General features: G+C 70.2%; 11 protein-coding genes. 3 read left to right on the forward strand and 8 right to left on the reverse strand.

The genetic code is table 11. From position 1 onward, the window contains the following. Window positions 1–225 precede the first annotated feature (225 nt). A complete protein-coding gene (locus tag AC1MLT_RS12415) occupies window positions 226–1176 on the forward strand; it encodes an ion transporter (protein ID WP_481032517.1) in 951 nt (316 codons plus the stop codon). Between the two features lie 42 nt (window positions 1177–1218). On the opposite strand, the gene AC1MLT_RS12420 is transcribed toward AC1MLT_RS12415, so the two are convergent. The 3 genes from AC1MLT_RS12420 to metX are packed head-to-tail and all read right to left on the reverse strand — an operon-like array spanning window position 1219 to window position 3556. Beyond that, on the reverse strand, window positions 1219–1803 hold the full coding sequence (locus AC1MLT_RS12420; protein WP_481032518.1) for an IMPACT family protein: 585 nt from the start codon (window positions 1801–1803) through the stop codon (window positions 1219–1221). 5 nt (window positions 1804–1808) lie between these two features. Then, window positions 1809–2393 (reverse strand): methionine biosynthesis protein MetW, encoded by a 585-nt coding sequence (gene metW / locus AC1MLT_RS12425; protein WP_481032519.1) that lies wholly within the window; start codon window positions 2391–2393, stop codon window positions 1809–1811. Next, window positions 2390–3556: a homoserine O-succinyltransferase MetX gene (gene metX / locus AC1MLT_RS12430; RefSeq protein WP_481032520.1), complete on the reverse strand. Its 1167-nt coding sequence runs from the start codon at window positions 3554–3556 to the stop codon at window positions 2390–2392. The genes metW and metX overlap by 4 nt, the downstream gene beginning before the upstream one ends. A 390-nt stretch (window positions 3557–3946) precedes the next feature. Here metX and AC1MLT_RS12435 point away from each other — a divergent pair, with 390 nt between their 5' ends. Then, window positions 3947–4546, forward strand: coding sequence for an RNA recognition motif domain-containing protein (locus AC1MLT_RS12435; protein WP_481032521.1), 600 nt, complete (start codon window positions 3947–3949; stop codon window positions 4544–4546). Window positions 4547–4620: 74 nt separating this feature from the next. On the opposite strand, the gene AC1MLT_RS12440 is transcribed toward AC1MLT_RS12435, so the two are convergent. From AC1MLT_RS12440 to AC1MLT_RS12455, 4 genes are read right to left on the reverse strand one after another with little or no spacing between them, the layout of a single operon-like run. Next, a complete protein-coding gene (locus tag AC1MLT_RS12440) occupies window positions 4621–5409 on the reverse strand; it encodes an SDR family oxidoreductase (protein WP_481032522.1) in 789 nt (262 codons plus the stop codon). After that, a complete protein-coding gene (gene lptC / locus AC1MLT_RS12445) occupies window positions 5409–6062 on the reverse strand; it encodes an LPS export ABC transporter periplasmic protein LptC (protein ID WP_481032523.1) in 654 nt (217 codons plus the stop codon). The genes AC1MLT_RS12440 and lptC overlap by 1 nt, the downstream gene beginning before the upstream one ends. Continuing rightward, the gene (locus AC1MLT_RS12450; protein ID WP_481032524.1) at window positions 6059–6610 is read right to left on the reverse strand and encodes a KdsC family phosphatase; all 552 of its coding nucleotides are present in this window, start codon (window positions 6608–6610) and stop codon (window positions 6059–6061) included. The genes lptC and AC1MLT_RS12450 overlap by 4 nt, the downstream gene beginning before the upstream one ends. Next, a complete protein-coding gene (locus tag AC1MLT_RS12455; RefSeq protein WP_481032525.1) occupies window positions 6610–7614 on the reverse strand; it encodes a KpsF/GutQ family sugar-phosphate isomerase in 1005 nt (334 codons plus the stop codon). The genes AC1MLT_RS12450 and AC1MLT_RS12455 overlap by 1 nt, the downstream gene beginning before the upstream one ends. A 37-nt stretch (window positions 7615–7651) precedes the next feature. Between AC1MLT_RS12455 and AC1MLT_RS12460 the strand changes: the two genes are divergently transcribed. Then, complete coding sequence (locus AC1MLT_RS12460; protein ID WP_481032526.1) at window positions 7652–9637, forward strand: monovalent cation:proton antiporter family protein; 1986 nt, start codon at window positions 7652–7654, stop codon at window positions 9635–9637. A gap of 25 nt (window positions 9638–9662) precedes the next feature. Here the strand turns inward: AC1MLT_RS12460 and AC1MLT_RS12465 are convergent, their stop codons facing one another. After that, window positions 9663–11087 carry a tRNA modification GTPase gene (locus AC1MLT_RS12465; RefSeq protein ID WP_481032527.1) on the reverse strand — a complete coding sequence of 475 codons (1425 nt, stop codon included), beginning with the start codon at window positions 11085–11087 and terminating at the stop codon, window positions 9663–9665. Between the last annotated feature and the right edge of the window lie 127 nt (window positions 11088–11214).

Consider the following 11214-nt stretch of genomic DNA (forward strand, 5'->3'; position numbering starts at 1 on the left):
AGATTGCTCCTCTGAAAAACGCCTATCGTATGAACGCGCGACGGTGCCCCGTCACTTGGCCGGAAAAAATTCGTAACCAAATCGGTCGGCCGCCTTGGGGAACGCCTCTTTTCGGACCATCCGCCGGGTCTTCCACGCTACGCGCGGACCCGGGTCGGGTCAGGACGCCGCTCGCGCACCCGAGAATGCGCAGCGCCACTCCCGCGGACCCCGTCCGAGAACGTCATGCCCCATCCGCTCGCCACCCATCCCCTCCCGGACGGCCGCCCCGTCGTGGAGGACACGACCCGCGCCGAGGCCGAGGAGCGCTTCGGCAAGCCCTCGGGTGGCTGGCGGCTGAAGCTGTATGCGGTGATCTTCGAATCGGAGACCCGTGCCGGCCGCGCCTTCGACCTCTCGCTGATCGTCGTCATCCTGCTGAGCGTCGCGGTGGTGGTGCTCGACAGCGTGCAGGCGATCCACGTGCGCTGGGGACCGGTATTCGGCATGCTCGAATGGGGTTTCACCCTCGTCTTCACGATCGAATACGTGGGACGCCTGGCCTGCCTGCGCCGACCGGGACGCTATGCGCGCAGTTTCTACGGCGTCATCGACATGCTCGCCCTGTTGCCGACCTATCTCGCCATCCTGGTGCCCGGCCTGGCGGTGCTGATCGACGTGCGCATCCTGCGCCTGCTGCGCGTGTTCCGCATCTTCAAGATGTCGCGCTACGCCCAGGAGTACCGCACCCTGGCGACGGCCCTGGCGGCCAGCCGGCGCAAGATCATGGTCTTCGTCGGCTTCGTGCTGATGGTCGTGCTGGTGATGGGCACGCTGATGTACGTGGTCGAGGGGCCCCAGCATGGCTTCACCAGCATCCCGGTGGCGGTGTACTGGGCGGTCTCGACCATGACCACGGTCGGCTTCGGCGATCTGGTGCCCAAGACCGGCCTCGGCCGCGCCATCGCCTCGGCCATGATGCTGCTGGGCTGGGGCGTGCTGGCGGTGCCGACGGGCATCGTGTCGGCCGAGATGGTGAAGCACGGGCGCGAGGCCGGTGGCAATGCCCCGCGCGGCGGCGGGACCGCCGCGCCGGCCGCGACCCGAGCGGTCGACTGCGCGGCCTGCGGCAGCGGCGGCCACCAGGCCCGGGCGCGGTTCTGCTGGCGCTGCGGCGCCTCGTTGCCACCGGAATGATCCGTCCCGGCGCCGGCCGCCGGGTGGCCCGGGAGCCGGCGTTCAGTCGACCCAGCCGGCCCGGCCCTGGGTCGCGTCGTCGATGCGCGCGCGCAAGGCCGGCGCGGCGACATCGTCGATGCTGAACGCCAGGCGGACCAGCGAGCCGTGCTCGACCGCCTGCAGGACCGCGCCGGCGGCGGCCAGCTCGCGCCTCAGCAGTCCCTCCAGCGCATAGGGCACGGCACAGGCGAGCGTGCTCAGGCGCCGCAGCGGTCGCTTGTCGGCCCCCAGCAACGCCTGGGCGACGGCATCGGTGTAGGCCCGCACCAGTCCGCCGGCACCCAGCTTCACGCCACCGAAATGGCGCACCACGGTGGCCAGCACCCCTTCGAGATCCTGGTGGCGCAACACCTCCAGCATCGGCCGTCCGGCGGTGCCGCCGGGTTCGCCATCGTCGTGGGCGGCCGACTGCCCCCCGGCCATGAGCGCCCAGCAGACATGCGCGGCGCCGGGATGCGCGCGCCGCAGGCCATCGACGACCTCCAGCGCGGCCGCGCGATCGGCCACGGGCTGGACGCAGCCGATGAAGCGGCTCTTCTTGATGACGAGCTCGCTGTGGACCGCGCCGGCCAGCGTCTGCGCCACCGACGTCAGCCCCGCTCCAGCTTGAAGACCGCCGTGCCGGCGCGCGCGTTGGGCAGCCAGCGCACCTCGCGACCCTGCTGCACGCCGAAGGCGTCGAGCACGCGCAGCCGGTTCTTCCGCGCCAGCACCTCGAAATCCTTGAAGGTGCCCACGCGGATGTTGGGCGTGTCGTACCACTCGTAGGGCAGGCGCCGCGTCACGGGCATGCGTCCGCGCGCGACGCTCAGGCGGTTGGGCCAGTGCGCGAAATTGGGAAAGGCGACGATGCCCAGCCGACCCACCCGCGCCGTCTCGCGCAGCATGACCTCGGCATTGCGCAGGTGCTGGAGCGTGTCGATCTGCAGCACGACGTCGAACGACGCATCGTCGAACATCGCCAGGCCCTCGTCGAGATTGAGCTGCAGCACGTCGACGCCGCGGCGCACGCACTGGAGCACGTTGCCATCGGCGATCTCCACGCCATAGCCGGTGCAGCCGCGCTCGCGCTGCAGCAGGTCGAGCAGCGCGCCGTCGCCGCAGCCCAGGTCGAGCACGCGCGCGCCCTCGGGCACGAGGCGGGCGATGAGCCGCTGGATGCCGGGGTCGCTCATCGCGCGGCTCCGGCGTCGAGTTCCAGGGCCACCCGCTCGAAGTAGGAGCGCACCACGCCCATGTAGCGGACGTCGTCGAGCAGGAAGGCATCGTGGCCGTGCGGCGCGTCGATCTCGGCATAGCTTACGCGGCGCCGGTTGTCGAGCAGCGCCTTCACGATCTCGCGGCTGCGCGCGGGCGAGAAGCGCCAGTCGGTGGTGAAGCTCACCAGCAGGAACTGCGCGGTGGCGCGCGCGAAGGCGGCCGCGAGGCTGCCGCCATGGGCCAGCGCCGGATCGAAGTAGTCGAGCGCGCGGGTGATCAGCAGATAGGTGTTGGCGTCGAAGTACTCGCTGAACTTGTCGCCCTGATGCCGCAGATAGCTCTCGATCTGGAACTCCACGTCCTGGGTCGAATAGCGATAGCCCCGGCCCGCCATCTCGCCGTCGACGGCGCTGCGCAGCTCACGGCCGAACTTCTCGTTCATGACGTCGTCGCTCAGGTAGGTGATGTGGCCGATCATGCGGGCGATGCGCAGGCCGCGCTTGGGCACCACGCCGTGGTCGTAGAAGTGACCGCCATGGAAATCGGGATCGGTGACGATGGCGCGGCGCGCGACCTCGTTGAAGGCGATGTTCTCGGCCGTCAGGTTGGGCGCGCTGGCCACCACCACGGCATGCCGCACGCGCTGCGGGTACTGCAATGTCCACGACAGCGCCTGCATGCCGCCCAGGCTGCCGCCCATCACCGCCGCCAGCGTGCGGATGCCCAGCGCGTCGAGCAGGGCGGCCTGCGCGTCGACCCAGTCCTCGACCGTCACCACCGGGAAATCCGCGCCATAGACGCGGCCCGTCGCCGGATCGACATGCATGGGCCCGGTCGAGCCGAAGCAGGAACCCAGGTTGTTCACGCCGATGACGAAGAAGCGATCGGTGTCGAGGGGCTTGCCCGGGCCGATCATGTTGTCCCACCAGCCCTCCGATCTCGGCTGGCCGGCATAGACCCCGGCCAGGTGGTGCGACGCGTTCAGCGCGTGGCACACCAGCACCGCGTTGGCGGCACTGGCGTCGAGCGTACCGTAGGTCTCGTAGGCCAGCATGTAGTCGCGCAGCACCGCGCCGCTGCGCAGGGCCAGCGGACCGGCGAATGACATCGACTGGGAAACGACCTCGAAGGATGACACGGCGACGCGGGCGATGGTGGGTGGATCGGAGATCGGCCGGGCACCAACGAAAAACCCGGCCTCGCTAAAGGAACGAGCCGGGTGAACGGAAACGTCTTTAGCTGGATTTGTAGAGCGCCCGCAAGCTGAAGCAAATCGGCGCTGCGGCAGTATATCGCCCAGCCTTCCGTCACGCGGCTGTAGGCCACTCGCCTGCTTTTTTTGAGGGCGCCGCCATGCAGAATGAATTCGTTTCTGTGGCCGAGCCATTTCACCCATAATGCGCGAGTCTCCCTTCAAATTTCCGGGAGTCAACTCGGTGATTGGACAGTTTCGCGCAGCCTGGCGATCTCGTCGGGAATGTGCTTTCGGGACTCCATCGCTTTTATTGATGTTTATAGGAGTCCCTCGATGGGCAACAAACTGTACGTCGGCAACCTGCCTTATTCGGTGCGCGACGGTGATCTGGAGCAGGCTTTCGGTCAATTCGGCTCGGTCACGAGCGCCAAGGTCATGATGGAGCGCGACACCGGACGCTCCAAGGGCTTCGGCTTCGTCGAGATGGGCAGCGATGCCGAGGCGCAGGCCGCCATCAATGGCATGAACGGCCAGCCGCTCGGCGGCCGCAGCGTGGTGGTCAACGAGGCGCGCCCCATGGAAGCCCGTCCGCCGCGCAGCGGTGGTGGTGGTGGCGGCTACGGCGGTGGCGGCGGTGGTGGTTACGGCGGCGGTGGCTACGGTGGTGGCAGCGGCGGCGGTGGCGGCTATGGCGGCGGTGGCGGCAACAGTGGCGGTGGCTATGGCGGCGGCGGCAACAGCGGCGGCGGTTATGGCGGTGGTGGCCGCAGCGGCGGTGGCGGCTACGGCGGTGGTGGCGGCGGTCGCAGCGGTGGCGGCGGCGGCGATGGCGGCTTCCGCAGCCCGTATGGCTCCGGTCCCCGTGGCGGTGGTCGCAGCGGTGGCGGCAACGGCGGTGGTGGTGGCAACGGCGGCGGTTACGGCGGCTACTGATCATTCACCTGGTCGATCGCTCCCGGCGGATTCCGATCGATGACGACAGGCTCCTGCGGGAGCCTTCTCTTTTTTCACTCGCCCAGGCGCCGCTTGCGTCCCCGGCCTTGCGCGAGGCGATCGAACACCGCATCGGGCAGGACACGCATCAGGCGCGCGACGATGCCCATCTGCCAGGGAATGACGCGATAGCTGGTGCCGGATTCGATGGCGCGGAAGGCACGCTCGGCGAAGACGTCGGCCGGCATCAGGAACGGCATGGCATAGCGGTTGCCCCGCGTGAGTGGCGTGTCGATGTAGCCCGGACAGATCGTGACCACGCGCACGCCCGTGCCGCGCAACTCCCCGCGCAGGCTCTCGCAGTAGGCGATCGCCCCGGCCTTGCTGGCGCAGTAGGCGCCATGGCCGGGCAGCCCGCGGATGCCCGCCACGCTGCTGATGCCGACCAGCCGGCCGCTGCCGCGCTTGCGCATGGCCGCCACGAAGGGATGGAATGTCGCCACCAGGCCGGTGTTGTTGACGGCCAGCACGCGTGCGAAGACATCGACGTCCCGGCGCTCGGCGGTGTCGATGCCGATGCTGATGCCGGCGTTGGCGATCACCACGTCGGGCACGCCCTGGCGCGCGATGCAGGCGGCGCCGGCGGCGACGATGGCATCGGTGTCGGTCACGTCGGCGCCATGGATGGCGCAGCCGTCGCCATCGATGGCGATGCCCCGCTGCGCCGCCCAGGCCTCGATCTCGCCGGTTCGCCGCGCCACCAGCGCCAGCCTCCAGCCGGCGTCGTGGAACCGTTGCGCCAGTGCCTGGCCGATACCGCTGGAGGCACCGGTGATGAAGACCAGCGGCGCCGCGGCGGCCATCAGCGACGGGCCGCGGCCAGCGCGGCGGGCGAGGGCATCAGCACGCCGCGCACCCGTCCCTGCAGGTTGGCGACCCCGCTGAGGTTGTCGTAGTCCATCGTGTCGGAGGTGAACTGGTCGGCCCCGCGGATGAGCGTGACCGGCTTGTTCGAACGCACGCGTTCGGTGTTGACGAAGGCATGCAGGAATTCACCCCGGAACTCCAGCCGTGGCAGTGGCTGGCCGCTCGGCCCGGTGGCGGCGTCATGCACGATGATGGCATTGCCGAACAGCTGGATCTCGCTGCCATCGCCGTTCGAGAGGCTGCGGTCGGCGGTGGCGCGCGTGACCAGGCCGAGCGGCGATACCGAGCGCATGCGCATCTGGTCGACCTCGAGCGTGTCGGTGTCGGGATAGTGGCGGCCTTCCTTGCCGAACAGCTCGCTGCGCAACTCGCCGGTCGGCAGGAAATTCTTCACCACGAAGTCGCGCATGAAGTAGTCGGGATCGTGCGTGACGGCGCGCGCGACGGTGGGCTCCAGCAGCTTGGGCGCGTTGCGCGCCAGCCAGTAGGTGCCCAGTGCCAGGAGGGCGGTCAGGATGACGGGCAGGTACAGCGTGGCGCGATCGAGCGCGTCGCGCACCATCCGCCCGAGCGGCCGGCGCTGTCTCATGCGAGCGGACCGCGGGCCGCGTCGAGCAGCCGCCGGTAGTGGCCGCCGGCCGTCAGCAGCAGGTCGCAGAACTCGCGCGCCGCGCCGGCGCCACCGTGGGCGGTGGTCACGTGATGGGCGATGGCGCGCACTTCGGCATGCGCATTGGCCGGCGCGGCGGCGAAGGCGGCGCGGCAGAGCACCGGCAGGTCGGGCCAGTCGTCGCCGATCGCCGCGGCCCGGGTCCAGTCGAAGCCGAGCTGGGCGAGCATGGCCTCGGCGGCGGGCAGCTTGTCCTCGGTGCCATAGCGCACGTGCTCGATGCCCAGGGCCTCCAGGCGGACGCGCAATGGCTTGGAGTCGCGCCCGGTGATCACGGCCGGCACGATGCCGGCGACGCGCAGCAGCTTCAGCCCGTAGCCATCGAGGATGCTGAAGCGCTTGAGCGTCTCGCCATGCTCGCTGAAGAAGACGCCGCCATCGGTCAGCACGCCGTCGATGTCGAAGAAGGCGATGCGGATGTCCTGCGCCGCCAGCAAGGTCTCGGGGGGAAAGGAAATGGCGGGCATCAGATGACCTTCGCGCGCATCAGGTCGTTGATGGTCACGGCGCCGCCCAGCCGCCCCTGGGCATCGACCACCAGCAGGCTGTTGATCCGGTGCTGCTCCATGAGCTCGGCGGCCTCGACGCCGAGCGCGTCGGCGCGCACGGTGCGCGGGTCGGCATGCATGACCTCGGCGGCGGTCAGCGCACGCAGGTCGGCACCGGTCTCGACCAGCCGGCGCAGATCGCCATCGGTGAAGATGCCCAGCGCCCGCCCGTCGGGCGAGACGATGGCCGCGGCGCCCAGGCCCTTGATGCTCATCTCGCGCATCAGGTCGCTGAAGGAGGCCGAAGGAGAGATGCGGGGCACCTCGTCGCCGGTGCGCATGAGGTCGCCGACCAGCGTGAGCAGCTTGCGCCCGAGGGCACCGCCCGGATGCGAGCGCGCGAAATCCTCGGCGCCGAAGCCGCGGGCATCGAGCAGCGCGACGGCCAGCGCGTCGCCCATGGCCATCTGGGCGGTGGTGCTGGCGGTGGGAGCGAGGTTGAGCGGACAGGCTTCCTTCTCGACCCCGCTGTCGAGCACGATGTCGGCATGCCGGGCGAGCATGGAGTCGAGGCGGCCGGTGATGGCCACCAGCGGCACGCCCTGGCGCTTGACCACCGGCAGGATGGCGGCGAGTTCGTTGCTCTCGCCGCTGTTGGAGATCGCGATCACCAGGTCGACCGCCTGGATCATGCCGAGGTCGCCGTGGCTGGCCTCGGCCGGATGGACGAACATCGCAGGCGTGCCGGTCGAGGCCAGCGTGGCGGCGATCTTGCGCCCGACGTGGCCGCTCTTGCCCATGCCCATGACGACCACCCGGCCGCGCACGTCGAGGATCCGGCGCACGGCCTCGACGAAGCCCGCGCCGATGCGCGACTTCAGGCCCCGCACGGCATCCGCCTCGATGTCGAAGGTCGCCCGGGCCCGGTTGAGCACGGTCTCGGGATCGGGCGGCGCGACGGCCTGGACGGGGCGGGAGGTCATCGAAAGATTCTAGGTGCGCCAGGCCGTAGCATCAGGCATGTCCTCCCTCGACCTCACGCTGCTCTACCTGCTCGCCGCAGTGATCGGCGTGGTGGCGTGCCGCTTCCTGAAGCTGCCGCCGATGCTGGGCTACCTGTCGGCCGGCGTGCTGATCGGACCCCATGCCCTGGCCCTCGCGCAGAACACCGAGGGCATCCGCCACCTGGGCGAATTCGGCGTGGTGTTCCTGATGTTCGTGATCGGCCTGGAATTCAGCCTGCCCAAGCTGCGCGCCATGCGCCGGCACGTCTTCGGCCTGGGACTGTTGCAGGTGCTGCTCACGATGGGCGTGGCGACGGCCGGGGCGCTGCTGGTCGCGGCCTACCTGCCGGCGGCCTGGCAGCTCGGCTGGCAGACCGCGCTGGCGCTCTCGGGCGCGCTCACCATGAGCAGCACCGCCATCGTGGTCAAGCTGATGGCCGAACGCCTGGAACTCGAGAGCGAGCATGGCCGGCGCGTGATGGGCGTGCTGCTGTTCCAGGACTTGGCGGTGGTGCCCCTGCTGGTGCTGATACCGGCCCTGGGCGCGCCGCCGGAGACGCTGTTCAAGGCCCTGTCGATCGCCCTGCTCAAGGCAGCGTTCCTGGTCGGCGTGCTGCTCTACGGCGGTCCGCGCGTGATGCGCTGGTGGCTGACGCTGGTGGCCCGGCGGCGCAGCGAGGAGCTGTTCATGCTCAACCTGCTGCTGGTCACGCTCGGCCTGGCCTGGCTGACGGAACTCGCCGGGCTGAGTCTGGCGCTGGGTGCCTTCATCGCCGGCATGCTGGTGTCCGAGACCGAATACAAGCATCAGGTGGAGACCGACATACGGCCGTTCCACGACGTGCTGCTGGGCCTGTTCTTCATCACCATCGGCATGTCGCTCGACTGGCACATCGTGGTCGAGCGCTGGCTGCTGGTGGCGGTCCTGCTGGTGCTGCCGCTGGCCTTCAAGCTGCTGCTGGTGACCCTGCTGGCGCGCGGCCTGGGCGCGACGTCCGGGGTGTCGCTGCGCACCGGACTCTATCTGGCGCAGGCCGGCGAGTTCGGTTTCGTGCTGCTGACGCTGGCGCAGGATCGCAGCCTGCTGCCACCCTGGCTGGCCAACCCGGTGCTGGCGTCGATGGTGCTGTCGATGCTGGCGACGCCCTTCATCGTCATGTACAGCAACACCATCGTGCGCCGGCTGGTGGCGAGCGACTGGATGCAGCAGTCGCTGCAGATGACGAGCATCGCCCGCAAGACCATCAACACCTCGCAGCACGTGATCATCTGCGGCTACGGGCGGTGCGGGCAGAACCTGGCGCGCATCCTGGAGCGCGAGGGCATTCCGTACATGGCGCTCGACCTGGACCCCGATCGCGTGCGGCAGGCGGCCGCGGCTGGCGATTCCGTGGTCTTCGGCGATGCCGCGCGCCTGCAGGCCCTGATGGCCGCCGGCCTGGCACGCGCCAGCGCGGTGGTGGTGACCTATCTCGATGTGCAGGGCGCGCTCAAGGTCCTGTCGCACACGCGCTCGCATGCCCCGCAGGTGCCGGTGATCGTGCGCACGCAGGACGACCGCGACCTGGAAAAGCTCCAGGCCGCCGGCGCCACCGAGGTCGTTCCCGAAGCCATCGAAGGTTCGCTGATGCTGGCCAGCCATGCCCTGGCCCTGGTCGGCGTGCCGATGCGGCGCGTCATCCGCGTGGTGCAGGACCAGCGCGATGCGCGCTACAACCTGCTGCGCGGCTATTTCCATGGCGCCGACGACGACACCGCCGATGAGCTCGACAACCAGCGCCTGAACAGTTTCACGCTCGCCGCCGGTGCGCGCGCCATCGGCCAGACGCTCGGCGTCCTGGCGCTGCCCGAACTGGGCGTGCGGGTGGCGGGCCTGCGCCGGCGCGACGGGCAGGCCACGACGCCGGACGACGCCGCACGGCTGGCCGATGGCGACACGCTGGTCCTGTCGGGCCGCCCCGAAGCCCTGGCCGTGGCGATCGACCGCCTGCAGAAGGGTTGAAGGCCGGCGGCCCGCCGATCCGGTCCTACTTGCCGATGCAGAAGCGCGAGAAGATGACGCCGAGCAGTTCGTCGGCGCCGAACTCGCCCGTGATCTCGTTGAGCGCGTTCTGGGCCAGCCGGAGCTCCTCGGCCAGCAGATCGAGCGCCGGCAGGCGCGCGCCCAGCACCTCGACGGCCGTGCCGAGATGCTCCGCCACGCGTCCGAGCGCATGCACGTGACGCTCGCGCGCCAGATACAGACCCTCGGGCATGGCCTGCCAGCCGGCGATCTCGAGCAGGCGCTGGCGCAGGGCATCGATGCCCTGGCCGGTCTTCGCCGAGATCGCGATGCCGGCGGGCGTGCCAGCCCCGGATGGCTCCGCGGCGTCGAGCTTGTTCCAGACGTCGAGCACCGGCACGCCGGCGGGCAGCCGACTCGCGATGGCGGCATCGGCATCGCGCCATTGCGACTCGGCCGTGCGCGTGAGGTCGTGCAGGAACAGCACCGCATCGGCATCGCCGATCTGCCGCCAGGCACGCTCGACGCCGATCCGCTCGATCTCGTCGGCGCTCTCGCGCAGGCCGGCGGTGTCGGCGACGTGCAGCGGCACGCCATGGATCTGGATGGTCTGCGACACGACGTCGCGCGTGGTGCCGGCCACCGCGCTGACGATGGCGAGTTCGGCGCCGGCCAGCGCGTTGAGCAGCGAGCTCTTGCCGGCGTTGGGCTGGCCGGCGATCACGACGCGGATGCCCTCGCGCAGCAGGGCGCCCTGGCGCGCGCGCCGCCGCACGCCGTCGAGTTGCGCGGCCAGCGTCGCGAGCTGGCCGGCGGCATCGGCCTGCTGCAGGAAGTCGATGTCCTCCTCGGGAAAGTCGAGCGTGGCCTCGACCAGCATGCGCAGGTGGATCAGCGCCTCGCGCAGCGCATGGATCTCCTGCGAGAAGGCACCCGCGAGGGAGCGGCTGGCGCTGCGCGCCGCGGCTTCCGTGCTGGCGTCGATCAGGTCGGCGATCGCCTCGGCCTGGGCGAGGTCGATCTTGCCATTGAGGAATGCGCGTCGGCTGAACTCGCCCGGTTCGGCCACCCGCAGGCCGGCCAGGCGAGGCGCTTCGGTCCGGTGCGGGTCGGTGGCCACGCCGGCCGGGCGGGCTTCGCTGGCGGCCTCCAGGCAGCGCGCGACGAGCAGCTGCAGCACGACCGGTCCGCCATGCGCCTGCAGTTCCAGCACGTCCTCGCCGGTGAAGGAGTGGGGCGCGGGGAAGTGGATCGCCAGCCCGTGGTCGATCGGCTGGCCTGTGGCATCGCGGAATGCGAGGTAGGCGGCCTCGCGCGCCTTGAGCCGGCGCCCGCACAGCGCCTCGATCAACGGCCCGAGCGCCTGACCCGAGACCCGCACGATGCCCACGGCGCCACGACCGGGCGCCGTGGCGATGGCGACGATGGGATCGGCGTTGCGGGCGAGCATGGGTCTATTCTTTCATCCGGAGGGCCGCCGGCAGCGACCCGGGAAATGGAAAGGGCCGCTTTCGCGGCCCTCGGCGGGAAGACATCGGCGCGTGGCGTCTGCCGGATGGCAGCGCGCCGCGCGAGGT

The organism is Variovorax sp. PEI5, from assembly GCF_056679935.1.